The sequence below is a fragment of the Mesobacillus thioparans genome (assembly GCF_965138835.1).
In the GTDB taxonomy this organism is placed as follows: Bacteria; Bacillota; Bacilli; order Bacillales; family Cytobacillaceae; genus Mesobacillus; species Mesobacillus thioparans.
Map to the genome: position 1 here is coordinate 1 of NZ_CBCSFH010000010.1, position 25,937 is coordinate 25,937.

The 25,937-nt window shown below is 44.2% G+C and carries 27 protein-coding genes and 1 riboswitch; of the genes, 3 read left to right on the forward strand and 24 right to left on the reverse strand.

Going from position 1 to position 25,937, the window contains the following annotated elements; translation table 11 throughout:
• Nucleotides 1-245 precede the first annotated feature (245 nt).
• A complete protein-coding gene (locus tag ACNAZ4_RS15865; RefSeq protein ID WP_415815841.1) occupies nt 246-827 on the reverse strand; it encodes an ECF transporter S component in 582 nt (193 codons plus the stop codon).
• Nucleotides 828-991: 164 nt separating this feature from the next.
• A riboswitch (FMN riboswitch) is annotated at nt 992-1,125 on the reverse strand.
• A gap of 285 nt (nt 1,126-1,410) precedes the next feature.
• Here ACNAZ4_RS15865 and serA point away from each other — a divergent pair.
• Nucleotides 1,411-2,985, forward strand: coding sequence for a phosphoglycerate dehydrogenase (gene serA, locus ACNAZ4_RS15870; protein WP_415815843.1), 1,575 nt, complete (start codon nt 1,411-1,413; stop codon nt 2,983-2,985).
• Nucleotides 2,986-3,043: 58 nt separating this feature from the next.
• Here the strand turns inward: serA and ACNAZ4_RS15875 are convergent, their stop codons facing one another.
• The 17 genes from ACNAZ4_RS15875 to ACNAZ4_RS15955 form a co-directional block, all read right to left on the reverse strand.
• Entirely contained in the window at nt 3,044-3,856 is an 813-nt protein-coding gene (locus ACNAZ4_RS15875) for a histidinol-phosphatase (protein ID WP_415815845.1), read from the reverse strand.
• A 68-nt stretch (nt 3,857-3,924) separates the two neighbouring features.
• Entirely contained in the window at nt 3,925-4,887 is a 963-nt protein-coding gene (locus ACNAZ4_RS15880; RefSeq protein WP_415815847.1) for a M23 family metallopeptidase, read from the reverse strand.
• 232 nt (nt 4,888-5,119) lie between these two features.
• Nucleotides 5,120-6,361, reverse strand: coding sequence for a hypothetical protein (locus tag ACNAZ4_RS15885; protein WP_415815849.1), 1,242 nt, complete (start codon nt 6,359-6,361; stop codon nt 5,120-5,122).
• On the reverse strand, nt 6,336-6,887 hold the full coding sequence (gene sigX / locus ACNAZ4_RS15890; protein ID WP_415815851.1) for an RNA polymerase sigma factor SigX: 552 nt from the start codon (nt 6,885-6,887) through the stop codon (nt 6,336-6,338). The genes ACNAZ4_RS15885 and sigX overlap by 26 nt, the downstream gene beginning before the upstream one ends.
• 453 nt (nt 6,888-7,340) lie before the next feature.
• Nucleotides 7,341-9,128: an ATP-binding protein gene (locus ACNAZ4_RS15895; protein WP_415815853.1), complete on the reverse strand. Its 1,788-nt coding sequence runs from the start codon at nt 9,126-9,128 to the stop codon at nt 7,341-7,343.
• Entirely contained in the window at nt 9,125-9,841 is a 717-nt protein-coding gene (locus ACNAZ4_RS15900) for a response regulator transcription factor (RefSeq protein ID WP_415815855.1), read from the reverse strand. The genes ACNAZ4_RS15895 and ACNAZ4_RS15900 overlap by 4 nt, the downstream gene beginning before the upstream one ends.
• A gap of 112 nt (nt 9,842-9,953) precedes the next feature.
• Nucleotides 9,954-11,141 (reverse strand): c-type cytochrome biogenesis protein CcsB, encoded by a 1,188-nt coding sequence (ccsB, locus tag ACNAZ4_RS15905; protein WP_415815857.1) that lies wholly within the window; start codon nt 11,139-11,141, stop codon nt 9,954-9,956.
• Nucleotides 11,142-11,153: 12 nt separating this feature from the next.
• Nucleotides 11,154-12,779: a cytochrome c biogenesis protein ResB gene (resB, locus tag ACNAZ4_RS15910; protein WP_415815859.1), complete on the reverse strand. Its 1,626-nt coding sequence runs from the start codon at nt 12,777-12,779 to the stop codon at nt 11,154-11,156.
• A 26-nt stretch (nt 12,780-12,805) separates the two neighbouring features.
• Nucleotides 12,806-13,327: a thiol-disulfide oxidoreductase ResA gene (gene resA, locus ACNAZ4_RS15915; protein ID WP_415815861.1), complete on the reverse strand. Its 522-nt coding sequence runs from the start codon at nt 13,325-13,327 to the stop codon at nt 12,806-12,808.
• A 64-nt stretch (nt 13,328-13,391) separates the two neighbouring features.
• On the reverse strand, nt 13,392-14,117 hold the full coding sequence (gene rluB, locus ACNAZ4_RS15920) for a 23S rRNA pseudouridine(2605) synthase RluB (protein ID WP_415815863.1): 726 nt from the start codon (nt 14,115-14,117) through the stop codon (nt 13,392-13,394).
• A gap of 483 nt (nt 14,118-14,600) precedes the next feature.
• Nucleotides 14,601-15,134 (reverse strand): spore maturation protein, encoded by a 534-nt coding sequence (locus ACNAZ4_RS15925; protein WP_415815865.1) that lies wholly within the window; start codon nt 15,132-15,134, stop codon nt 14,601-14,603.
• A gap of 6 nt (nt 15,135-15,140) precedes the next feature.
• Nucleotides 15,141-15,728 (reverse strand): nucleoside recognition domain-containing protein, encoded by a 588-nt coding sequence (locus ACNAZ4_RS15930; RefSeq protein ID WP_415815867.1) that lies wholly within the window; start codon nt 15,726-15,728, stop codon nt 15,141-15,143.
• Nucleotides 15,721-16,860, reverse strand: a complete 1,140-nt coding sequence (locus ACNAZ4_RS15935; RefSeq protein WP_415815869.1) for a D-alanyl-D-alanine carboxypeptidase family protein — start codon at nt 16,858-16,860, stop codon at nt 15,721-15,723. The genes ACNAZ4_RS15930 and ACNAZ4_RS15935 overlap by 8 nt, the downstream gene beginning before the upstream one ends.
• Nucleotides 16,861-17,033: 173 nt before the next feature.
• Nucleotides 17,034-17,522, reverse strand: a complete 489-nt coding sequence (locus tag ACNAZ4_RS15940; protein WP_415815871.1) for a YpuI family protein — start codon at nt 17,520-17,522, stop codon at nt 17,034-17,036.
• Between the two features lie 85 nt (nt 17,523-17,607).
• Nucleotides 17,608-18,027 (reverse strand): hypothetical protein, encoded by a 420-nt coding sequence (locus tag ACNAZ4_RS15945; RefSeq protein ID WP_415815873.1) that lies wholly within the window; start codon nt 18,025-18,027, stop codon nt 17,608-17,610.
• Between the two features lie 134 nt (nt 18,028-18,161).
• On the reverse strand, nt 18,162-18,755 hold the full coding sequence (gene scpB, locus ACNAZ4_RS15950; protein WP_415815875.1) for an SMC-Scp complex subunit ScpB: 594 nt from the start codon (nt 18,753-18,755) through the stop codon (nt 18,162-18,164).
• Between the two features lie 4 nt (nt 18,756-18,759).
• A complete protein-coding gene (locus tag ACNAZ4_RS15955; RefSeq protein WP_415815877.1) occupies nt 18,760-19,503 on the reverse strand; it encodes a segregation/condensation protein A in 744 nt (247 codons plus the stop codon).
• Nucleotides 19,504-19,692: 189 nt separating this feature from the next.
• Here ACNAZ4_RS15955 and ACNAZ4_RS15960 point away from each other — a divergent pair, with 189 nt between their 5' ends.
• Together ACNAZ4_RS15960 and ACNAZ4_RS15965 are read left to right on the forward strand one after the other, a co-directional pair.
• On the forward strand, nt 19,693-19,788 hold the full coding sequence (locus tag ACNAZ4_RS15960; protein ID WP_079509612.1) for a YjcZ family sporulation protein: 96 nt from the start codon (nt 19,693-19,695) through the stop codon (nt 19,786-19,788).
• A gap of 129 nt (nt 19,789-19,917) precedes the next feature.
• On the forward strand, nt 19,918-20,442 hold the full coding sequence (locus ACNAZ4_RS15965) for a DUF309 domain-containing protein (protein ID WP_415815880.1): 525 nt from the start codon (nt 19,918-19,920) through the stop codon (nt 20,440-20,442).
• 47 nt (nt 20,443-20,489) lie between these two features.
• On the opposite strand, the gene ACNAZ4_RS15970 is transcribed toward ACNAZ4_RS15965, so the two are convergent.
• The 6 genes from ACNAZ4_RS15970 to ACNAZ4_RS15995 form a co-directional block, all read right to left on the reverse strand.
• Entirely contained in the window at nt 20,490-20,867 is a 378-nt protein-coding gene (locus ACNAZ4_RS15970) for a GNAT family N-acetyltransferase (RefSeq protein WP_415815882.1), read from the reverse strand.
• 426 nt (nt 20,868-21,293) lie between these two features.
• Entirely contained in the window at nt 21,294-22,613 is a 1,320-nt protein-coding gene (lysA, locus tag ACNAZ4_RS15975) for a diaminopimelate decarboxylase (RefSeq protein ID WP_415815884.1), read from the reverse strand.
• A 211-nt stretch (nt 22,614-22,824) separates the two neighbouring features.
• The gene (locus ACNAZ4_RS15980; RefSeq protein WP_415815886.1) at nt 22,825-24,303 is read right to left on the reverse strand and encodes a spore germination protein; all 1,479 of its coding nucleotides are present in this window, start codon (nt 24,301-24,303) and stop codon (nt 22,825-22,827) included.
• Nucleotides 24,287-24,865 (reverse strand): stage V sporulation protein SpoVABEA, encoded by a 579-nt coding sequence (gene spoVAEA, locus ACNAZ4_RS15985; protein WP_415815888.1) that lies wholly within the window; start codon nt 24,863-24,865, stop codon nt 24,287-24,289. Before spoVAEA ends, ACNAZ4_RS15980 begins: the two co-directional genes overlap by 17 nt.
• A 29-nt stretch (nt 24,866-24,894) precedes the next feature.
• Nucleotides 24,895-25,317 carry a stage V sporulation protein AB gene (locus tag ACNAZ4_RS15990; RefSeq protein ID WP_415815890.1) on the reverse strand — a complete coding sequence of 141 codons (423 nt, stop codon included), beginning with the start codon at nt 25,315-25,317 and terminating at the stop codon, nt 24,895-24,897.
• Nucleotides 25,307-25,924: a stage V sporulation protein AA gene (locus ACNAZ4_RS15995; protein ID WP_415815892.1), complete on the reverse strand. Its 618-nt coding sequence runs from the start codon at nt 25,922-25,924 to the stop codon at nt 25,307-25,309. Before ACNAZ4_RS15995 ends, ACNAZ4_RS15990 begins: the two co-directional genes overlap by 11 nt.
• Nucleotides 25,925-25,937: the final 13 nt, after the last annotated feature.

The window sequence follows — 25,937 nt, forward strand, 5'->3', positions numbered from 1 at the left end:
CAGGACCGAAACGTCTCGAGGAGTTAGGAGCCGCAGCTAGCCAAGCGTCTCGAGCTGCTCAAAGCTAACGCTTATCGCAAGATACTCGAGGAAGCGCACTCAAGGATGAAAACTGGCTAGGCGCTGGAGCTGGATTAAGACACTCATATGGAATTATCCACAAAAAATGCATTTATCATTTCCTATACAATGAAAAATTAAAAAGCAACGGTGCAGGCCGTTGCTTTATATCGTCAAATATATAATTAGGCACTCTTATAGTTTTGCTGTCTTTCAATCCATGTCTTCATTCTCGTGAACATCAGCATGAACACGACAGACATCAACAAGCCTTTTACGAAGTTGAAAGGCAGGATACCGGCTACAATGAACTGTTTTGTTTCTGGACCGGACATTGCCGGCATATTAAGGAACATTGTGTAGGCTGGCAGGAATACGTAGTAATTAAGGACACTCATCAGAATGGCCATGCTGACAGTTCCAGCCACTAATGCGAATGTCATTCCCTTTTTCGTTTTTACACGCTGATATAAATAGTAAGTTGGCAGGATGAATAAAACTCCTGCAGCGAAGTTGGCGGCATGGCCAACTGGCACTCCAGTTTCACTGCCAGTCATGAAATAATCAAGGATGTTCTTAAAAAGTTCTACTAAAATACCAGCTGCCGGACCGAAGATCAATGCAGCAATCAATGCAGGAATGTCGCTGAAATCGACCATCAAGAATTTTGGAAACGGCGGCAGCGGAAAATTCAGCAGCATCAATACGTAAGATATACTGCTCAACATTCCAATTGAAACCATTGCTTTTACACTAAATTTTTTCATTTCCCTCTCTCCTTATAGAGATCCATCTCACATAAAGAAGAAAGATTCAGCATTCACATACCCATAGACAAATAAAATCCCCCAAGTTTTATGCTTGAGGGAGAATTGACTAAGGCATGCTTAATAAACATTCAAAACCTGCATTTTTTGAATGTCTGCAGAACCTCCATCTTCTCCCATCCAGACTATACTGTCGGCTTTGGAATCGCACCAAATCCTGCCCTTACAGGCTCGCGGGCTTAGAGGAAGTCTCCTCATCACCGCCGATCGGGAATTTCACCCTGCCCCGAAGATAGACCATATTTAATTAACATGTTTATTATACTGAAAAAAAGAATTTTTGTGAAGATGTTTGCTTGTGACGATTTTATGTCACCCAAAATCCATCCTATTCTCCTTCCTTAAGGAATATGATTAAGGAGAGGCCTTAAAATTCGGAAATCAAAGCTAAATTCCTCATAGTATTTTCTATTGAGAGAGCGTTTACATTGATTTTAAGAACATTAGGACCATTTGACAAAAGAATATTCGTCTTGTAAAATAATCAGAAAATTATTTTTATTTACATAAGGGAGTGAAAAGTATGTATCAGGTGTTAGCTGCCGATTCAATTAAAGAACAGGGCTTGCAGCCTTTGCTGGAGTGGAAGCATGCACAAGTGTATATGGGCGGAATCGATTCAGGACTGGTTGACTTGGAAAAAGTCGATGCACTATTGGTCAGAAGCACGACAAAGGTGACGGCCGAACTGCTCGACTCCATGCCCTCATTGAAAATCGTCGGACGGGCAGGTGTCGGTGTCGATAATATTGATATTGCCGCGGCGACGAAAAGAGGAATTGTCGTCGTCAATGCTCCAGACGGCAATACAATCTCCACCGCTGAACATACCTTTGCAATGATGTCTGCATTGATGAGGAATATCCCCCAGGCTCACTCGACTGTTAAAAACGGGGAGTGGAAAAGAAACCAGTTCATCGGCAATGAACTTCACAGCAAAACGTTGGGAATCATCGGTTTGGGAAGGATCGGATCCGAACTCGCCAAAAGGGCAAGGGCTTTCGGGATGTCCGTGAAGGTGTTCGATCCATTTTTAACCCAGGAACGCGCAGAAGTCTTAGGCGTACAATTATCCACTTTCGACAACGTTCTTCAGGAAGCGGATATCATCTCTGTCCACACACCTTTGACGAAAGAAACGAAAGGGCTCCTTAATGAAAAGACTTTGAGCCAGACAAAAAAAGGTGTCTATCTTTTGAACTGCGCCAGAGGCGGAATCATCGATGAAATGGCCCTCGCCCACTTTATCGAAAAAGGGCATGTTGCAGGTGCTGCTCTGGATGTTTTCGAAGTCGAACCCCCAGGAGATCATCCTTTACTTAAATTCGATTCCGTCATTGTTACCCCGCACCTTGGCGCTTCGACCAAAGAAGCGCAGCTGAATGTCGCTACTCAGGTGGCCAGGGAAATCCGTACCTTTTTTGAAAACAAACCTGTAGCCAACTCAATCAATCTGCCAGCCATGTCTAAAGAAATCTATGAAAAAATACAGCCTTTCCACCAGTTGGCAAAGGAAATTGGCAAAATTGTCTCTGAATGCCACAACAAAGGCGTCAATGAATTGACAGCAACGTATTCAGGCACGGCCGCTGAGCTCGAAACCGCGTTTTTGACCAAAGCACTGCTGGCAGGCTTTTTCGAAAATCGAATCGATGTGAAAGTGAATGAAGTGAATGCGATCCATATTGCAAAAGAGCGGGGAATCATGGTCGGGGAAAAAGTGACAGGAAATTCTTTCGGCTACGCAAACACCGTGACCGTCACCGCACGCGGAGACGGGGAAGCTTTTACAGTGAGAGGAACTTATATTGAAAACTACGGGCCAAGGATTGTCAGCCTCGATGGATTTAATATCGATTTCCACCCATCAGGCAACCTGCTGTATATCCAGCATATGGACCGTCCAGGTGTCATCGGCCATGTAGGAAGGATCCTCGGCGACCATGATGTCAACATCGCCACGATGCAGGTTGGCAGGAAGGAAGCTGGAGGCGAAGCCATTATGGTCCTATCCTTCGACAAGCCGCTCTCACCAGAAATGATTGCCCAGCTTGAGTCCCTAAAGGATATCGTTACAATCAACAGCATTATTCTCTAATCTCACTGAACAGGCCCCGATGGTTAATTCGAGGCCTGTTTTTTTGGGGGGATGATTCCTAACCCAGTGGGAAAGCTTTTCGTTCACCTTTGGAAAAAGTCATGATCTCGCTGTAGCCAACCTCTTTCGCAAGCTCGAGGGCCTGATCAAAATCAGCGCCAACATGTTCAGGGACATGGGCATCAGATGATAATACAATCGGAATTTTTTTATCAAAGCACATCTGCAAAAGCCTTTTATCGGGATACAAAGTCTGAGTGGGCTTACGCAGTCCAGCAGTACTTATTTCAACACAAGTCTTTGATTGTGAGAGGGCTGTCGTCGCCCTGTCATACTGCTCCAAAAGGAAGCTTTCTTCTTCAGGGACATAGTTAAATATCTTAACAAGATCAATATGCCCGATGATATCAAATAGATTCGATTGGGCAAGGGTCACCACCTGGTCAAAATATTTTCGGTACACTTCATTAACGTCCCTTTTATCCCATTCTTTTCGGTATTCCGCGAGGTCAATCCCAAAATCGCCGATCCAGTGGATCGATCCGATCACATAGTGAAAATCGTAGCTTTTGATGAAGGCTTCCATTTCCTTATGCTTGCCTGGAGTGTAATCCATCTCGATGGACATCTTCACGTCAATTTCATTTTTCCAAGCCTCTTCAAATAGATGGACATAATCTGCCATATCATAAAATCTGCGCTCATCTACCCAGCTATTTCGCAAAATATCCGCTGTCTGGTAGAAATGATATGCATGCTCTGAAATCCCGAAATGTTGAATTCCTTTCGAGCTGGCTGTATCTGTAAACTGCTTCAAGTAATCAAGTGTCAGTGTGCCTCTTTCCAAATGATTATGATAATCCGTCAGCATTTCCCCATCCCCTCCTGCGACTCTTTTCCCCATTATACTTTCAAGTGATGGCAGGAACAAGAAATTGCTTAGCGGGTATTCAATATTTGCTGCGGCTGGATTGTGTCCGTTGTCAAGTTGTTCAATGCTTTCAACTGGCTGACAGTTGTCTTTGTCTTTCTTGCAATCGAATTCAAAGTATCCCCGGAAACAACGACATACTTATTTTCAGCAGATTTACCAATGACTAACACAGCACCACTGGTTATTTGATCACTCTTGAGTTGATTATACTGCTTGATAGTGTCTACAGAGGTTTCATACTTCTTGGCAATCGACCATAGAGTATCTCCTGGTTTGACTGTATGCTTTATTTCAGCTTGCAGCGAATCTGCCGCCACTGACTTTTGCTCATTTTTTCCTGCAGGTTCAATTTTCAAGCTGCCCTGTTGATCATCTATCACACTATCATCCACTAACCGAAGCCTGGCGACTGTTTCCATTGTTACTTCTTCTACCTTCGCCATAGCCTCAACAGGATCGCCGACAGCGGTGTCTCCAAGTGCCAAAACGGGATCTACAGCATTTTCTTTTTCATACGTCCATTTCTCCTTATGGATTTCGAAATGAAGATGGACACCTGAGGAATCCCCCGTATTGCCCATAAGGCCGATAATATCTCCCTGGTTGACAGCCTGTCCTTCCTCAACATTCCTTTTATTCAAATGTGCATACACAGTTTCCAGGTTATTATCGTGCTTTATAAACACAACATGTCCATATGAACCTGAATAATATGACTTTGTAACAATTCCCTTATCCACACTATGTATAGGTGTTTTGAACTCACCTGCGATATCAATTCCTTTATGATGGCCATGACGTGTTCCGTACAAGTCGGTGATGACCCCTTCCGCCGGCCATACCCAGTCTGAAGTCAGTTCTGGTATATTGAGCATTTCTGCCTGAGAGTGCTTTCCGCCAAGAAACAGCAAGCTGATACAGAGTGCCATTAACCCGGCAATGAGCAATCGCTTTAGATAATCCTGCATTTTCTTCCTCCTTAACTTTTTACTCCCTTTCCATCCCTATGACAGCCTGTACGAAAATAGAACTGCGGGATGAAAAAGCAGCAGCTAAAAAAGCACATTCGTTATAATTGGTGGTTAGCTGCTTTTTTATACAAAAGAAGGAAAATTAGTTGCATTTGAAAAAGCCAAAAAAAGAAAGACCTGCACGGCCTTCCTTTTTCTGCTCAGCTCCCGTTTATAAACAGCAGCTCATTTATTCACTTTCAATCTTCTTCTTGTTTGGAGCGAGTGGCAGCGGGAGAATTTCTTTCAAATTGAATGGCCCCAGCTGGTCAATGTTTGCATTGGTAAACCTAACACCTTTGTAATCAAACTCGCTAGCAGTCATCAGGATCGCCTCGAGATTGGGCATGAAATCTTCCTGCAGCTTTGTATCATCCTTTAAGGTGATTTCCAGAACTTTATCATTAGATTCGGTTTTTGCCAGCTTGAAATTTTCCGGGAGTGAAGGTGAAAGATATCCAGTTTCATCTCCCTTCCACATCTGCGCAAATGCTTCCCCGATTGTCTTATGCTGTTCCTTTGTCGGTACAAGGTATGGATTTGGCATTCCTTCCACTGTCAAAAACAAGTATGCTCTTCTTTTTGTTGTTTCTGGGGTGAGTGGAAGTTCTTTCTTTAGACCATAGTTCCCCAACTCAATCCCCGGGTTCCCCTCTGTTGTCAGAAGCATTTTTTCTATTCCAACATCCGAGAAATTCTGTGTCATCGAATCTACAAACATGACCTCTGCTGCACTACCATATCTATATGGATGATTTTCCTTTACATCCATTGTCAATGTTTTCTTCGCTTCATCATAGCTCCAGGAAGCATCCATTGGGTAGTATTCCGCCAGTCCCCATTCCTCTTCCTTAAGCTTTGGCATCGTTTCTGTATAGCTTTGTATCCAGGTTTTTCCTGTCTCCTTTGACCTCGTTACCGAGACCGGCACAACTTTCCTCGCCTGCTGATCTGGAATTGCATATGTGAATACATCTGTAATTTCGGGATCGAACTCATCTGGATACAATGAAATCAGGCTTTCATATGGATTTGTTATATCCATTTTGGCGAATTCCTCAGTCTTTTCTTTCCTATCGGCTGAGTCCATCATAAGTGTATTTTCCTTCTCACCAGCACTTTCATTTGCTGAATCATCCCTGATCGCAGTATCCATATCCATGGACGACTTTTCTCCCTTAGCAGAGCTGCTGTCCATGCTCTTTTGTTCAGAGAAGTTGTTCCCCATCAACCCCGGGGAAAGAATAAAGGCGAGGAAGAGTACTGCTGCAAGAGCCGCACCTGGAATGACCCATGTAGGCATTTTCTTTCTTTTTTCCACCCGATGGGCGATATTTTGATAAATGTCACGAGAGTCGCGATGATCTTTTATCTTAGGCATCTGGCCAAGGAGATCTTCTAGCTGCTTATCGCTTAGCTGTGACTTTTTCACTAGTCATCCCTTCCTTTTCATTCATTTCTTCCATAAGCTTTTTCAGTGTCTTCAAAGCACGGTGCTGTGTCGTCTTGACCTTGCTTTCCGTCCACGCTAAAGCTTCGGCCGTTTCGGAAATCGTCAGTTCATGTATATAGCGCATGATGATGACCATTCGCTGGTCGACTGTGCATTGATCGAGGCACTTGTACATCATTTGAATTTCTTCACTTTGAAGGGCCATTTCCTCCGGAAGCGGCTGTTCGTCCTTTACTTGTCGTGCCGACATATCGAAGCTCTCAAGCAATCGCTGCTTCCAGCCCTTCTGCTTCCGGAAATGATCAATCGCGACATTTTTCGCGATTGAGAAAAGCCAGGTTTTTTCACTGCTTTTCCCTTCGAACCTGTCGTAAGCCTTGAGAACACGGATGTAGACCTCCTGTACAAGATCCTCAGCCTGTTCCCTGCTTTTCACCATATAAAATAAAAATTGAAAAACGTCATGATGATATTTTTGATACAATTCATCAAAAACGGAGTTCATAGGTCTCTTCGCCTCCGCATTCATTAGATTAGTCGTTAAACAGCTAAGAAAGTTTCATATTAACTATATTATTTTTAGATTGGAAATGAAAGAGTTTTTCGGAGGAGAATTATAATTGACTTGGAGTAGGGGGATGAAGTGTTGACGGGCACTTTTTCTGGTTTTTCCGCTGTTTTTGTCCGTCATGGGCCTAATGACGGACACTTTTTCCTGTTTTTCCGCTGTTTCTGTCCGTTATGACCTTGATGCCGGACACTTTTTTCCGTTTTTTCGCTGTTTCTGTCCGTCATGGTTTAAGTTGCTGCTGCACCATTACTCGCCAACTCCCCATTTAGAACAAGGTCCGTAATGAAAGCGAATAAAAATAAAAATAGGCTGCCCCAATTTGTTCAAATGGGGGCAGCCTATAGCAGGAACATCATTGTTCCTTGTGAATCAAGAATAGTCGGCAAGTTATTCGATATTTCGAGGGATGAAGAAGGAAAATGTCGTACCTTGTCCTAGTTTGCTTTTTACAGAAATAATACCTCGATGTGCGTCGATGATATTTTTGGCGATAGCCAGTCCGAGACCCGTTCCGGAAACTCCACGTGTCCTTGACTTATCCCCCTTGTAAAAGCGCTCGAACAGGAACGGCAAGTCCTCTTCGGGAATGCCCGGCCCCTGGTCGCTGACTTCGAAATAAAGACCGCGTTCATCGGTTCTTGCTTTGATTTCCACCGATGCAGAATCCGGCACATGCCTGATTGCATTATCGATTAAATTGGTCAGCACTTGCTCGATTCTGTCGGGGTCAAAGCGGAAGTGTCGTTCCTCTGCTTCGAGATGCGCTGACAGATCAATTCCTTTATCCTTCGCCAGACCTTGGAACTTGCGGATAACTCTGTTGATATATGGTTCCAATTCGACGGACTCCACATTAAGCAGAATATGTCCTGCTTCCATACGCGCTAAGTCAAGAAGTTCATTGACAAGACGGCCCATGCGCAGAGACTCATCGTAAATGACCTTAGCCATTTCCTTCTTCTCTTCATCTGTCTGGGCAATATCATCGACGATCGCTTCACTGTATCCCTGCATCATCGAAATCGGCGTGCGCAGTTCATGTGAAACATTCGCGATAAAATCTTCCCTCATTTTGTCGAGCTTTCTCTCCTCGGTCATATCCCTTACAACGGCTACAGCACCACGGATGAACCTTTTGTTATATAGCGGACTGACAATGATGACCCATGTCCTGCCCTGGGCAGTGATTTCGCCAACTTGTTCTTTTTCCGTATTGACCGCAAGCTGGAACAATTCCATGACTTCGGAAGGAACAGCATCTGTATTCTCCGACACAAGCCCTTGCTCATAATACCAATACCTCAAAAAAATCTCGGCAGGTGGATTCGTAATCAGGATGGTGCCATCACGATTGAAGGTGATTACGCCGTCCGCCATAGAACTGAGGATGCTTGTAAGCTGTTCTTTTTCCTGGCTCAGGGCGTTCATATTGAATTTCAGCTGCCTGCCCATCTGGTTGAAGGCTGTAGCCAATTCGCCAATTTCGTCATGGGTGAGGATCGGCACCTTAGTGTCAAACTTACCCCTGGCGACTTCAAAGGCGGCCTCCCTCATTTTCCTTAATGGTGAGGTGATCCTTGTTGACAGGAAGAAGGCGAAAATGGTCGTAAGGACAATCGCCACACCTGCTGCCAGCAGGATGAATTTTGTAGTCAGGCGAGTCGTTTCTTTCATGACAGCCAAGGACTGATAGATAAAAACCGCGCCGTTTTCTTTTTCATACTGATGCAGCGGCACCCCTATCATTAAATACTGGGTGTCATCGACCTCATTTGAAACACCAGGCAATGATGTAATGATGTCCACTGTCTTGTCTTTTTCGAAAACTTCAGACAGGTCTTTGTCCTTTGTAAAAAAAGAGATGGGCACATGAGCAGCTTCCTCGCTTGCTGGAGAATACTGATACGTATTTTGATCCCTGATGACCGTGACTCTTGAATTGTCATCGACCATTTCCCAGGCGATTTCAAGGCCCAGACCTTCCTCGTTGCCAGGGTGGTCTTCAAGCACCCTGGCAATCTTTTCAGCCGTATTGGTCATATCTTTTCGGGTTTCATTAATATGATAGTTTTCAAAGAATTCCATCAGCATGACCGTAAGGATGAACAATACGAAGGAAACGAGCAAAAGGATGGTAATCCAAAGCTTACCTACTACGCTTCTCCAAAACATCATTCATTGACTACCTCGAACTTGTAGCCAACCCCCCAGACTGTAACAATCATTTTAGCAGCCTGTTCAGATACTTTGTTCAGCTTCTCACGCAATCTTTTTACATGCGTATCTACGGTACGTAAGTCACCAAAGAATTCATAGTGCCAGACTTCCTTGAGCAATTGCTCACGGTCAAACACCTTATCCGGGGCTTTTGCCAGGAAATAGAGCAATTCATATTCCTTCGGTGTCAAGCTCACTTCCTTGCCATCAGCTAAAACCCTGTGGGCATCATTATCAATGGTTAAATGAGGGAAAACAATCACGTCTTTAGCAGTCGTTTCAGTCTGCAGGTAGCTCGTGCTCGAGGAACGTCGCAGCATAGCCTTGACACGCAAAACAACCTCACGCGGGCTGAATGGTTTGACGATGTAATCATCCGTTCCGACTTCGAAGCCCTGAACCCTGTTCACTTCCTCACCTTTAGCAGTGAGCATGATGACAGGAGTTGACTTCTTTTCGCGGAGGTCACGACAGACCTCGATTCCGTCTTTTCCAGGCATCATCAAATCAAGCAGGATGACGTCATAGTCATTTGCAAGCGATTTTGCCAGCGCTTCATTTCCGTCTTCTGCTTCATCAATTATATAGTTCTCTCTTTCAAGATACATCTTCAATAATCTTCTGATTCTTTCTTCATCATCAACTACTAAAATCCTCACTTCTTTTTCCATAAGGTATATCCCTCCCTGCGATTATTTTACATAAACTAATGTATTCTTTCCATGCTTTTTTAAAAAAGGCCTTCACTTAAAACAGTGAAGGCTGTCATTATTTTGACACAAATCAGGATCCTGCATAAGAATGCAGTCCAGCAATAACAAGGTTAACTGCTACAAGATTGAACATGATGATGATAAAACCGATGACTGCAAGCCATGCTGACTTTTCTCCATGCCATCCTTTAGAAAGACGCAGATGAAGGAAAGCTGCATAGAACAGCCATGTGATCAATGCCCAAACTTCTTTTGGATCCCAACCCCAGAACCTTGTCCAGGCAATTTGGGCCCAGATCATCGCAAAAATCAGGCCGCCGAGCGTAAACACCGGAAAACCGATCAGAACAGAACGATAACCGATTTCATCGACGAGATCCAAATTGATATTCTTCGTCCACGGCTGTAGGGCAGCCGCGATACGCTTGCGTAGGATCAGTCTGAATAAAGCATATAATACTATACCCGCCGCGAGTGACCAAATAACCGTATTCAATTTCTTCGCGCTGATGATGGCAGGAGTTTCGAACAATGGTTCAAAACGATGTTTGTCAGTAAGTTCATACTGATGAGGTCCAACGAATGCAGGAATAGTGTATTCCTCTGTCGCAGGCTGTCCCTCTTTATTCACATAGTTGAAGTTCGCAGAATAATCCGTTGCAGCAAAGTAGCTTGATACAAACACGAAACCGAGTGTACTGATCAATCCAAACAAGACAACTTCCAGCCAGATATTACTTTTGGTTCTCTTTGTCTGGTCGACACTTTTAACAAGATAAATCAGGCCTGCAGCAAAACTCACTGCCAGGATTGCTTGTCCGATCGCTGTAGTGGTTACGTGAATATGGAGCCAATAACTTTGCAATGCCGGTATCAATGGTGTGACATCCCTCGGAAACATGCTTCCATAAGCAATGATCAAAGCCGCTACAGGCAGTGTGAACAACCCAAGCAATGGCGTTTTGTACATGAAATAAATGATGATGAAAGCTCCTACCAATGACATTCCGAAGAATGTCGTGAATTCGAACAGATTGCTGACAGGCGCGTGGCCGGAAGCAATCCACCTTAAGATGAAAAATGTCAGCTGGGAAAGGAAACCCGCGATTGTAACAATGATCCCAATCTTTGCCCATCTATTTGGAGCACCTTTTTTATCAGCATGCCTCTTATCCTTGATCGCTCCCCCAAAAAACAGAATACCGACTAAATAGAGGATAAAAGCTGTAAACAGAAAGTTAGAACTTAACTCAACCATTATATTCCCTCCTTACTCCTTATTGTCTCCGGCTTCCTGGTCTTCCGGAGCCTGTATTCCTGAATCAGCAAAGACATCATCAAGCTCCCTCTTCAAACCATGCCAGTTTTTATTTGTATGAGCGGCTGTCCAAATCTTGCCATTGACCCTTCTTAACCATAAGCGACGATGGTTCCAGTATGCTCCCTGTACGACGCCGATCATGAAGATCAAGCCGCCAAGACCGATGATCCAAAGCGTAAGGTCTTTTCTGACAGTCAGGGCTGTTACATTCTTCGTCTCGATCCCTGCAAATGACATCTTGTAATCATTTTCTCCCAATGGCTCAAGATTCTGCCTGATCGCAACGAAGCTGACTTCGCCCTCCGGTTTTTCCGGGCTGAACATTTTGAAAATGAATGCAGGGTTATTTGGAATACGTGATTTCGTCGCAGGCTCCCCATCTTGATTAAACTCAAAATCAGGGAAATAGCTCATGACTTCGACTTTGTATCCATTCCCTAAATCATAGTTCATTTTCGGATCATATAAATCTACTTGGACATCGCCAAATTGTTCTTTTGTCTTTTTATTCTCCATCTTGAATGCCATCTTGCTCATTTCACCAAGCTTATAATCGACCTGGTAAAGGGCGTAGCCATCTACTTTCAAAGGTTTATTAACCTGGATGGACTGGTCACGGACCTTTTCAAGCTCTGGTTTTTCCCCAGGGACAATGTCCCCCTGTCTCTCGTACAAGGTGGCATTCGTCTGATAGTTTTTAACAACCATACCAACCTTGTTGATGGCATCCTTGAAGACCTTTTCATCTTTATCCTTATCATACACTTCAAAGATAAATTGATTGTTTTTGAGATAATAGCGTCCTTCAGTGCCAGGAATCGATTTTGTTTCGCCTTCCCTTAACCAGAGAATTTCATCTACATACATCCCTGGTACGAAGCGGAGCATGCCGCCGATCAAAAATATGATCAGGCCAAGGTGGTTTACATATGGGCCCCACCTGGAAAAGCGATTTTTCTCAGCAAGGAGATCACCGTTTTCCTCACGCAGCTTATAGCCCTTTTTCGCTAAATTGCTCTTGATTTTCGCCGATGATTCCTCGGTCAATTCCGCTTCCGACACACGGAACATTCTCTGGCGCTTTAGAAAACTCTCATGCCTTGATACCCGCTGTTTTTTCAGGGATCTGTATAATGGAACCACCCTGTCAAGGCTTGCGATAACAAGCGATATACCCAGCGCAGCGATCAATAGCAGATACCACCAGGAACTGTATAAATTATGGAAACCAAGGTCATAATATAGTTTGCCCAGCCAGCCGTACTGCTCTTCATAGTATTCACTCGCTGGCATTACAGGCGGGATATACATTTGCTGTGGAAAGATCGTCCCTAATGAGGATGCGATCAGGAGAATGACAATCAGCCATACCCCAACTTTCACTGATGAAAAGAAATTCCAGATCTTATCGATTATCGTCTTGTTATAAGTTTGTGAACGACGGGCACTACCCTCATAACGCATGTCAAGAAGCTGTTTATCTTTCTCTTTTTCATCCAGCACTCTTCCGCAAGATTCACAAAGGATCGTTCCCTGCGGATTGACATGGCCGCACTCACATTTTACTTCTTTCATAGTAAAAACTCCCTGTTTCCCTTACTTTAAGGTTTAATCTGTTCCATGAAATCACGGACTGTTTCTTCAGTTAATTCCCCGGTATGACTTTTCACAACATTGCCTTCTTTGTCAATCAGAAAAGTAATTGGCAGCGGATTGATTCCATATGCTGCCTGGACTGATCCATCGTCTATCATAACAGGGAAATTCAGCCCTTTTCGATCTATGAATCTGTTGACAACCAGCTCTGTTTCACCTGAATCGACCGCAAGCACCTGAACTCCCTGATCCTTAAACTGCTGGTACTGATTTTCGATATAAGGCATTTCCCTTTCGCAAGGCTTGCACCAGGTTGCCCAGAAGTTCAGGAATACCCCTTGCCCTCTATATTCAGAGAGCCTGTGCTTATTGCCTTCCATATCAACAAGGACAAAATCAGGTGCAGGCTTCCCAACCACGATTTTGTGGTTTTTATCCTTATTCATGTTGGCATATAATGTATAGCCGACAGCCAAAGCCATTACCGCGAGAATAATTGTCCGAGTGATCAGTCGTTTTTGCTTCATTCCCTAAACCTCCCACCGTATTTCTCCCTTATTATAGCATTATACCTATATTCATGTTGAAAAGTCAGGATTTTTTCATTGCCAATACACGCAGCTGTTTTACTTCGTGATGGGTCAGCTCCCTGATTTCTCCCGTTCTTAGATTATTCAATGTAAGGAATCCGTATTTTTCCCGCTTAAGCTTCAATACGGGATGGCCTATCGCCTCGAACATTCTTCTGACCTGTCGGTTCCGGCCCTCATGAATCGTGATTTCGACAATAGCGGTATCTTTCTTTTTATCCACACTGAGCATCTTCGTTTTTGCCGGTGCGGTTTTGCCATCCTCAAGCATGACGCCTCTCGCAAGGCTTGTCAGTTTTTCCTTCGTAGGAATCCCTTTTACCTTCGCAACATACACCTTGTCGATTTCATTGCTTGGATGCATGAGCAAATTCGCAAATTCTCCGTCGTTCGTCAACAAAAGCAGCCCCGAAGTATCATAATCCAGCCGTCCTACAGGATATATACGCTGTTCGATCGTTTGGAAAAAGTCCGTTACCACTTTGCGCCCTTTGTCATCCTGGACACTTGAAATGACTCCGCGAGGTTTATAGAACAAGAAATATACCGGTTCCTCCCCCTCAATCTGCACTCCATCCACTTCAACTTTGTCAGAGGGAGTCACCTTGCGGCCAAGCTCTTTGACAACACTGCCATTCACCCTGACTCTGCCTTCGAGGATCATTTCCTCGGCTTTTCTTCTCGATGCTATTCCTGCATGAGCAATCACTTTTTGCAGTCTTTCCATGAAGGTCACTCCTATTTAATATCAATTAACCGTGGGTTATATAAATATCTAATCCATCCTTATGAATTATGACATAACTTTCGCTTATTTCAAAGTAAGCAATGGTGTAAAAAGCGAAAAATAAATCGGGAATGTTAATTGTTCTTTAACAATGTTTTAATATATTCGCTTGCTTCAATACATTTTTTAGTAATTATGGTAAAAAAATAAAGAAGATACCAAGAAAGGTATCTTCTCAGACTGTAGACAAGCTCGATAGAAATCGAGCTCGTCTGCAGTTTTTTTGGTTTGTGCTGGAATAGGGCTGTTGATTTCCGTTCCAGGCGCTTCGCTTTCCGCGGGGCCGGCGCTGAGCCTCCTCGCCGCCGTTGGCGTATGCGGGGTCTTACCTGTCCGTCTGATCCCGCAGGAGTCTACGCGCCTTCCACTCCAATCAACAGGATTCCTCAACTTAGTGGGAAGATACCAAGAAAGGTATCTTCATTATTTTGAAAACATGAACGTCACCACGATAATGGCTGTTATGATTGCCACTGCATCAGCAAGGAGGCCGACTTTGAGTGCATCTCCCATTTTTTTGATCCCTACCGCACCGAAATATACGGTGAGGACGTAGAAGGTTGTGTCCGTACTTCCCTGGAGCGTGGCAGCCAGGGTACCGATAAAGGAGTCCGGTCCATGGACACTAATCAGGTCGCTGGTAATTCCGAGAGCCGCTGTTCCGGAAATGGGCCTGATCAGCGCAAGTGGAACGATTTCAGCAGGAACCCCCACTATCTCCAGTCCCGGACGTATCCAGTTCACCATGACATCAAGTGCACCTGATGCCCGGAAGACTGCTATCGCGACCATCATCCCTACCAGGAATGGCATGATGGACACCGCCATTTTGATTCCTTCCTTGCCTCCTTCTACAAAACTCTCATAGGTGGGGACTTTTTTGTATGTCCCATAAATCAGGATGAAAGCGATCAAGACAGGGATGAACCATAGTGATATCGCAGATACAATTCCCATTTTGATTTACCCCTTTTTGCTTCGTCTATAGTAAAAAAACCGGTCAATCAAAATCGCTGCGACTGCTGAAACTGCAGTGGCCACAAGTGTCGGTCCTACTATATCGGTTGGATTTGCGGAATCATAATTCATCCTGATCGCAATCACAGTGGTCGGGATGAGGGTGATGCTTGCTGTATTGATCGCCAGGAAGGTGATCATCGAACGGCTTGCTTCGTTTTTCCCATCATTCAACTGTTTCAATTCTTCCATTGCTTTGATTCCAAGTGGTGTAGCCGCATTCCCAAGCCCAAACATATTCGCAATCATGTTTGACAGGATATAGCCCATCGCTGGATGGCTTGGCGGTACTTCCGGGAACAGCCTTGAGATGAGTGGCTTAAATAAGCTGGAAAGTTTGGACAATAATCCTGAATCCTCGGCGATCCGCATCATGCCCAGCCAAAAAACAAGGATACTGATCAAGCCGATACTAAGGGTGATCGCATCCTTCGCACCTGTAAAGACTGCTTCATTCACCTCTGACATTGTGCCATTGATCATTGCAAACCCAAGGCCAATTAAGATCATCACGACCCAGATGTAATTAACCATGATCAATGACCCCTGCTATTGATGTAAAAATATTTTTAAATAAATCGAAAAATGACTTATCGTCTTTTTTTGCCGGCTTGTAATAAACAGGCAAACTGGCTATCTGTTTATCTTCAAGGAACACATTTGCCCGGCCGGCAATCTCCTGATCCTGTATATCCCTCTGGTCCTTCACCGGTTTTTTCAAAAGATATTCTACTCTCACTAGCTCTTCTTCTGCAGAAGTCAGCGGATAAACAAAGGAGTGGTCCAGGTAGACTTTATTTTTATATTGGGAGTCCTTGATTCTGTCCACTTTTCCTTTCGAGAGAATTTCTGCGATATCATAATCGGAGAATGCCGTTTCAAACAATTGGATATGATCATTCCAATCATCAGGTGCGTTGAGAGTGACGGCAATCATTTCGAAATCGCCCTTCTTTGCTGTTGAAACCAGAGTCCTTTTCGCCCGTTTTGTATAACCTGTCTTTCCGCCTGTACTGTACTTGTATTTCTCTGTCAGCAGCCTGTTTTTATTTTTCCAGACCCTGTCCCATGTTTCTGTCGGATTTGGTGCTCTGTGGACCTTTGTTCCCGATATCTTCTTGTACTCCTCATTATTCATCGCATAGCGAGTCAATAGTGCCATATCATACGCAGTTGAAACATGGTTTTCATGATCATCGAGACCATGCGGATTGGCAAAATGAGTATCTGTCATTCCGATTTGCTGCGCTTTCTCATTCATCATGAATACGAACCCATCGACACTTCCACCCACATGTTCCGCAATGGCGACGGCTGCGTCATTCCCTGATCTCAGCATCAGTCCATACACCAGGTCCTCGAGCCTGATTTTTTCACCTGGCTTCAAATAAACCGAAGAGCCCTCAGCCCGGACTGCCCGATCACTTACTTTTACCTTTTCATCCAATTTCCCGGATTCAATCGCGAGGATCGCAGTCATAATTTTGGTAATACTGGCAATCCTGCTCACCTTGTGCGCATCTTTTTCGAATAACACCCTTCCAGATTCCTGTTCCATCAGAACAGCACTCCGGGCACTTACGGAAACAGAGGCCTGGACTGTTCCAGGAATGCTGTATATCAACAGAGTTACGATTATTAATAGTTTCACCCAAATCCTTTTCATTGATTGACCCTCGTCTCCTTTGGCAGTTTGTACAAGTTTATGCGGGACAAGGCATGTTATGACATAAAAGGAGTGTTTTAACTCAATGTTGGCGCTTTGGATTTCACTCTTATTCAACTGTGACTCCGCGAAAAAGAAAAGGAACAGCCTCCTATTGGCTGTTCCTTGAATTGTTATCTTGATTGAAGCATTTTTGTCCGGTAATCCGTCTCATAGTATTCTAGTTCTTCACGGATACCCTGGAAGCCGCTCTCCAGGCTAACGAGCAAGCCGCTCAGTTCAGCTGCCACTGGCTGCCTGAACTTAATGGCATTCTTGCCTGTATAAGCAGACCGGCTATCTTCATACCAGGCATCATTTTTTGGAGAGAAGAATTCTTCGATGCACTGATAGTAGATTCTGTATAGTGTCTTTTCTGCTGCTGGCTTTGAAAATACTTCGGCCTGCAGGATCACCTTACAGGCATCAAGCCCTTCTTCACAATAAACCGCCAGCTTGCGGAGACTTGAAAGTATGGATTTATAATATTCCTCATCAGCAGGCTGGCCCTGCTTTAGACCTTCCAGCGTCGTTCCGTTCAGAAAGCCCTCAAGCTTAACGACTGTGTCGGACAGGAACTCTCTTACTTCTTCAATTTGTGTTTTAACGATTGTATTACCCAAAATGACACCCCCAATGGATTTTGACCATGTCTGTTATTGTTGAGGTGATGCTTCTTCACCTATACCCCTTCGCACTCCATTTCCTTTATACCGGCTGGACAATATAATCTAAAGGCGAGCGCACATCAAATGCGCCTTTTTGCTCGATTCCCTCATAAATTCCGGGAATCTTGCTGAAATCCAGGCCGCTGAAAAGATCGGCGAACTCTTTTTGTTCGTTTATATATACCCTTTTGCGGTGTCGATATCCCGGATTTTTCAAAAGCGCAGCCAGAGCGACGAGGTCTTTCATGGATACTTCCTTATCCCCGGCTTTGAAGACTGGGTTTTCAGCGAATGGAGTAATGCTGCCAACCAACTCATCAAAATACCTGACATACAATACATGCAGGGTTTTCTCTTTGCCGTCTTCTTCAAAAGTGACTTCACTCCGGTTGAAAAAATCCTCTGAGGTGTTTGATTTTTCTTTTTCAAGTTCATAGCCAACACATTGCTTTATAAGCATGTTATTCCTCCCGTTGGACATTCATTCTTAAATCCTTATGTAGCAAGAAATGCTTTGAAGGCTGATCACCTTGAAAGCATTTCCTGAATGATTATTTTGATTTTATCATAAATTCCAAACTTTGTGCACAACTGCTATTGGTCCATGTCCATTGTTTCCTGGAATTTTTCGAAGAAAAGGTCGGCATCATCCTGCAACTCGTCTTCTTCAATATTTTCCGGGAGAGGTGGAAGTTCTTTGATGTTCTTCAAGCCGAAGTAATCGAGGAATTCTTTCGTTGTCCCGTACAGAATGGCGCGACCCGTTCCTTCAGCCCTTCCCACTTCCTTGATCAGGGCTCGCGAAGAAAGCGTATGAAGCGGCCTTTCGGTTTTCACTCCACGGATTTCCTCGATTTCGGCGCGCGTAATCGGCTGTTTATATGCGACAATCGCCAGGGTTTCGAGCGCTGCCTGCGATAAATGCGCAGTTCCGGGCGATTCAACCAGCTTCTTGAGGTATACAGCATGTTCTTTTTTCGTAGCGAGCTGATATACTCCTGCCAGTTGGACGATCGTTATGCCGCGGTATTCATCCTGGTCATAGTCACGCTGCAATCCGGCAATTATTTCATTGGCCTGGCTTTCATCCACTTCAAGCACAGAGATGATTTGCTTAAGGCTCAAGCCTTCATCTCCAGCCGCAAAAAGCAGGCTTTCCAAAATTCCTTTCCACTTAACAATTTCCACCGCTTTACTCCTTTTTGGCTGTCATATAAATTTCAGCGAAGTTTTGTTCCTGTTCGACGTCGATTTCCTTCCGCTTGATCAGCTCAAGTATTGCCAGAAATGTAACGACAATATGCTCTCGGTCCGATTCAGGAAATAAGTCATTGAATTTTTTCCTTGTTCCGCTTTCTTTCAGGAAAGCCATTACCTCGCCCATTCTTTTTTCAATCGAAATTTCCTGGCGCGCGATTTTTGTAGACATTGGCCTTTGGAGCTTTTTCCTTCTTAAAAGCTTTTGGAAAGCACCCAGCATATCATACAAAGAGATATCGAGATCTCCATTGTCGCTTTTGCTTTCATTTGCATACTCCGTAAGATCGCTCGGGGGCTTCGTATACATGAGCCCTCTTTCTTCTTCAAGTGACTTCAAATCACTGGCTGCCTCTTTGAACCTTTTATATTCAATCAATCTCTCGACAAGCTCATTCCGGGGATCATCTTCATCGTCAAAGCCAAACTCGTCTTCAAGCTCTTCTTCATGCTTCGGGAGCAGCATCTTGCTTTTGATTGCCAAAAGTGTCGCTGCCATCACAAGGTATTCACTTGCCACATCAAGCTGCAATTCCTTCATCGCATGTATATACATCAAATATTGTTCTGTTATTTCCGCTACAGGTATATCGTAAATATCAATCTCCAAAGTATTGATCAAGTGCAGAAGTAAATCAAGCGGACCTTCAAAGGCCTCGATTTTCACATTATATTGCATCGTTTCCCACCAAAATTCCTATATTGAACTGCATCATTATATAAGTATAGTAGATTAACTACAGGTTATCCATCACAAATTTAACCCGCTGCTCTTATAAGAAATCTGCAAACGCCCAAACCATTTCCGCTGTTGCTGCATAAGCTGACAATGTATATTAGGCTATTTCACTATTAGGAGGTATGTTAAATGTCAGATGGTAAAGGCTATGGCTACGGAGCAGGATTTGCTTTAATCGTCGTGCTTTTCATTTTGCTCATCATCGTTGGTGCAGCGTGGTTATAAACACCAGAGCAATGTAAAAAATGTGGAATGCCTGGCAGAAGCCGGGCATTTCCCCTTTTAATCACCTTCAGATGCTACGAAAAGACGGAAATTATGCTAAGCTATTGTTAGTTGATTGGGGGTTATTTCATGACAAAGTATCCAGCTTCCTATGTACAATATCTCGCCCATTTCCACGGTGACAGAGATTATTTCGAGTGCCATGAAATCCTGGAGGAATATTGGAAAGCTACAGATGCAGGAAATAAGCAGTCGATCTGGGTCGCACTGATTCAATTGGCTGTTTCTAATTATCACCATCGCCGGAAAAACTTCTCGGGCGCTTTGAGGACTTTAAATAAAGCAATCCAGATATTTTCGGCAGACCAACCGGCAGTACAGCGCCTGGGAATTGACGCTCGTCTCCTCGCCGAGACGCTTGATAAAAGAAGGAAAAATCTGCTCAACAAGATCCCATATACAAGCTTCAATCTTCCTATCCAGGACATAGAACTGAAACACCTTTGCCTTGAGGAATGCAAACAAAATGGTTTCACCTGGGGAATAAACAGCGATATGGACAACTCAGACTTGATCCACAGGCATTCAGCAAGGGATCGCAGCGAGGTCATTTCCGAGCGCAGGATGGCTCTGGAGGAGAGAAAGAACAGGTAAACCCATCGATCCGGGGCTTCTTACCCAAAAATAAAAAGGCAGGGACCTTAGCATCCACTGCCTTCCACACTATTATCTTCCTGGCTGCATTTTTCAAAAAAGGATGCTGTCTCCGCATTCGCGATTGCCGTCCATTCCGGAAACATCTCCTGCAGGGCATTGACCATACGCCTTCCAATTCCCTGATGCCGGTGGGATGGATTCACCGAAATATGGAGAAGCTGCATCATCTTGTCTTCAGCGAAGTTAACACCTAAGAGCCCGATGATATCTTCCCCTTCCTTCCATAAAAACAGCTGCCACGAATCATCTGATTCATAATTCTTCATCGTCTGCTGAAGTTTTTTCAGATCCTTTTCATTTGGCATGAAAGATAACAAGCCCATCGCAATCTTTTCGAATGCCTTTTTATATCGAATTAACATTAATATCCCTCATTGTGGTTTGACAGTAATAAATGGAATGATACGAATACCATTCTTCCCATTTTCCTTCTAATTTAAACCTGCGCTACTCCTGAGCGAGTACCGCAAAAATCAAATGTTATTCACCATTTTGATATTATATGTTTTTTTGCTGTTTCTGGTTCTAAAATAAATGGAATTGATATTATCATACATAATCCGGGCTGAGACTTCAAATTTTTTCTGTGCTCTATTGTCCTGGCACAATAAAAAACCAGTAAAAGGCTCCCCATCCAACAGACATCAATAGCAATAACAGAAACAATATCCAATTGTTCTTCTTCATATGGAATCCCTCCAATCTGTTATTCTACAATAAGACCAGGATTTTAGCCAATTTTATAAAGCACCCTTAAAAACAGTTAAAAAAGCTGCGGAGAAGCAGCTTTAACTTTTAACCTTTTCTTTTAGCGGAAGATCTAATTTCACCATATCCTCATATGTTTCACGGCGCACTACCAGGGTATCCTTCGATTCTTCGAGAAATACTACTGCCGGTCTTGGAAGGCGGTTATAATTGTTGGCCATGGAATAGCCGTATGCTCCTGTACAAAAAACGGCGAGGATGTCCTGGTCACCAGACTTTGGCAGCGGAAGGTCCCAGATTAGCATATCCCCTGATTCACAGCACTTACCTGCAATTGAAACGGTCTCTTCGGGTTTGTCCATTGCTCTGTTCGCAAGTATTGCTTCGTACTTGGCCTGATACAATGCAGGGCGGATATTGTCACTCATCCCGCCGTCAACTGCGACATACTGGCGGACATTCGGAACATCCTTTCTTGATCCAATGCGGTACAGGGTCGTACCCGCATCTCCTACAAGTGAACGCCCCGGCTCAATCCAGATTTCCGGCATTTTCATTGAATATTGTGAAGCCTGCTTTTTCACTTCAGCAATAATTTCTTCCACATATTGCGCCGCTGGAATAGGGTCATCTTCATTTGTATAACGGATTCCAAAGCCACCGCCAAGGTTCAGGACGGTTGATTCGAAGGACATTTCTTTTTTCCACTGATGCAATTTCTCAAAGATTTTCTGGGCAGCGAGGATGAATCCTGTAGTTTCAAAGATTTGTGAACCGATGTGGCAATGCAATCCGAGCACATCGATCTGTTTTGCTTCGATGGATTTGCGCATCGCCTCATCAGCCTGTCCGTTCTGTAAATCGAAACCAAATTTAGAATCTTCCTGACCTGTTAAAATATAATCGTGTGTATGTGCTTCAATTCCTGGTGTAACCCTAAGCAAAACTTTGATGACCGTGTTCTTTTCCTTGCAGATGTCCATCAGCATGTCAAGCTCATGGAAATTGTCGACCACAACGCAGCCAATGTTGTGCTCTATCGCCATGACAAGTTCTTCATAGCTTTTATTATTTCCATGAAAATGAATTTTTTCTGTCGGAAATCCAGCCGCAAGCGCAGTGTATAGTTCTCCTCCAGAAACGACATCGAGCGAGAGCTCTTCCTCGGCTGCCAATTGCACCATCGCCACTGTTGAAAACGCTTTGCTTGCATACGCTACCTGGGCAGTGATTCCAGCTTTCTCAAAAGTTCTTTTAAAAGCTTTTGCCCTTTCCCTGATCAAAGCTACATCATAAACATACAGCGGAGTTCCATATTTTTCAGCCAACTGGACTGTATCCACTCCGCCAATTTCCAGATGTCCAAGTCTGTTCGTTTTTGCCGTTCCATGAAATTCCATGTAGTCCCCTCATCCCTTGCCAAAATAATCATTTCCCTGAAAAATCTTTTCACAATGTTCGGTTATTTCACATGAGTTGTATACTTCGCAAGCGTGTAATAAACAAAAAGACAGTTCATTTAATGAACTGTCTATTTGTTTTTCGCTTTAAGTCTTTAGTAAATTAAAAACACTTTACCACAATTCATGGCGACGCGCAATTGTAATATCGTCAAGAATTTGATGGCTGCTTGTAGCGATTCCTAGCATGTACAATGCTTGGACGGATTTTCGAGCCAGGAACGGTCCTCCTGATCAGAATCTGCATAAAAGCAACCGGATGGAAAGGTATAAACGGCCACAAATAAGGGGTGTTCAAAGATTTTATATGGGCCAGAAACAAGAGCCAAATGGTTGTACCGATCATAAAACCCGGGACATGGAATATGGCCGTCACAATCAGCAAAAATACTCTTCCTATTTTGTTGGCAACACTTAACTCATAACTTGGCGTCGCATAAGTACCGATCGCGGCTACAGCGACATAAAGTATGACTTCAGGCACAAACATTCCGACATCGATGGCGATTTGTCCGATCAGGACGGCAGCGATCAAGCCCATCGCTGTAGAGAGCGGTGTCGGTGTATGGATGGCCGCCATCCTCAGGAACTCGATGCCTCCATCTGCCATCATGATTTGCAGGAAGACCGGTATATTGGAATCTTTATTAGGTCCAATGAAAGATATTTTTTCAGGCAGCAAGTGTGGATTCTGCACAAATAAATACCATAAAGGCAAAAGCAGCAGAGAGGCAAGGACCCCCAGGAATCGCACCCAGCGGACCATAGTTCCGACCGCCGGTGACTGCCTGTATTCTTCAGCATGCTGAAGATGATGGAAATATGTGGTTGGCGTGATGATGACACTTGGGGAAGTGTCAACATAAATAAGGATATGTCCTTCAAGCAGATGGGTAGCGGCGACATCTGCACGCTCCGTGTACCTGACGAGCGGATATGGATTATAGCCTTGCTTTACCAGAAATTCTTCAATTGTTTTATCGGCCATCGTAATTCCATCGATTTTAATCGTATTGAGTTCTTTTTTGATGGCATCGATCATTCCTGGATTTGCAATATCTTTAATATAGCCAAGGGCGACATCTGCCTTCGACCTTTCGCCAACCTTCATCATCTCAAAGCGAAGGTTTTCATCCCTGATTCTCCTTCGGGTAAGCGCCGTATTGACGATGATATTTTCGACAAAGCCATCACGTGACCCGCGTACCACTTTTTCAGTATCAGGCTCCTGAGGCTGCCTTCCAGGGTAGCTCCGGACATCAACAACCAGTCCGGATCCGTCCCCTTCAACCATAATGACAATTAGACCTGAAAGGACTTGGTCGACCAGTTCGTCCATTGTCTTGATCTTCTCAACGGATTGATGAGTAATCCTGTTTTCTACAATGGCCTGCAAATGGGATGAAAGCTTTTCATTATCATTGATATCCACCAATTCTTCAACGATATGTACGATGAAACTCGTATCGCACAGTCCATTCACATAGTAAAAGTGAACATCCTTTTTCAGGATTTTCAGCTTCCTGACACCGAGGTCAAAACTATCCCCGAGGCCTACCTTTTCTTTCATATACTTTTCAGCTTCGTCCAACGATAACGGGATGGGCTGCTTGTCATTCTTCTTTGGCATAGAATCCGCTCCTTTCAAGGATGATTTCCACCGCTTTCTTCGTGATTGGTGACCCTATATTGTAATGGTCGCGCCTGGCCATTTTACCGATATCGCCTATCCCGATGATCAGCGGGACATCAAGTGTGTCCAGACAATAAACCGTATCTCCATTGATCCTTCCCTGTTCCAACTCGGGAAGTCCATGTTTATCGACACCATAGGGAGTGAGCTCACCATCCCGGTCGATACAGAAATCCACCCGGCTCCATTCCTCCATATGCGTTTTCGAGGCGACCGCGATGATGCCAAGAACCTGGATATCCTCATGCTCAGCTACGAATTTCAGCGCCTTTTCTCCTGCACCTTCTCCAAGGAAGCCGCTGTCATCAAACATGACAAGAACAGGGTCATTGGCGGCTTTTTTTATCAATTTAACAAGGTGTGGACCAGAAAGGACGGTAGGATTCCCGTGAGAAAGAGAGATGCACCGTCCGCCAATGTCAGCAGCAACATGCTCGACGGCTCGCCGGGCATAGTCATCACCATCTGTAATTAGGATTACCTTCCTTTTCTCGGCCATTATTTGCCGTCCTTTCCATTTCCTCATTTTTATCGCCCTACAAAGTAAATCCAGTGGAACAATGAACCGAATACTTTCCCAAGTACAATAGCCATCAGCAAGGTCTCAAGCTTGTCATCAACCCGCACCCTCTTTGCCAGGATCGGCAGTACGTTCAATACTTCTGTCAATGCCGCCGCCAGCATCCCGACAAATATGCCGCCGGCAAGTCCAAGGGGAATCGTGACATACGGTGAAAAACTCAACACAGGATCCCTCAAGCTGCCGAATGTTCCCAGCAATGCACCAAGGACTACTGCCCATTCATACCAGGAAATCAGCTTCATTGTCTTTGTGAGCTGGGTCAGCCTGGGAATCACGCCCAGTACCGACAAGAATGCTACAAAACCCGATCCTACTGCAAGCCCGCTTGCCAGCCCGATAAGGATGATGAACAGGATGTTAATCGTCATCGAGATGTTTCACACTTTCCTTGTTTTCATGCAGAATGACATATTGATCCAGCGATTGCTGATAGTTGAACATTTCCACTTCAAGCGGGCTGGGCTCTTCATTAAGCCTCTTTTTGAATACATGGTTGAAAAATAAGATCATGCCGACACCAATGCCGATTGAATAAGGAATCTGAAATAATAGCGGCTTAGCGACTTCTTTTCCCGTCATGATAAAATAGAGCCGCTCATGAACCGTTTGCATGCTTACATCCTCGTGAAAGTTCATGATAGTCAATGCTGCACCGAAAAAAAGCAAGAACCACACAAGGATGAAAAATGGAATCGACATCCCTTTTCTCTTGTAGATCACCTCAATAATCGTTTGAGCCGGCCCAACAGCCTGAACTTCATGATCAGGATATATCCCTGTAATGAAATGAATGACCTTCATCACATCGATTATGTGGATATGGTCCTTTGGCGAGATCTTTTTCACCTCAAGCGACGACAGGTCTTGATAGATCTCTTCGCTCGAGATGATCTGCGCAATATCCTTCAACAAAAGTGACTCCTCAGGCTTGACCTGTACGCGATTCCGCATGCGGATATAAATCGTTTTTTCCATCAGATTCACTTCC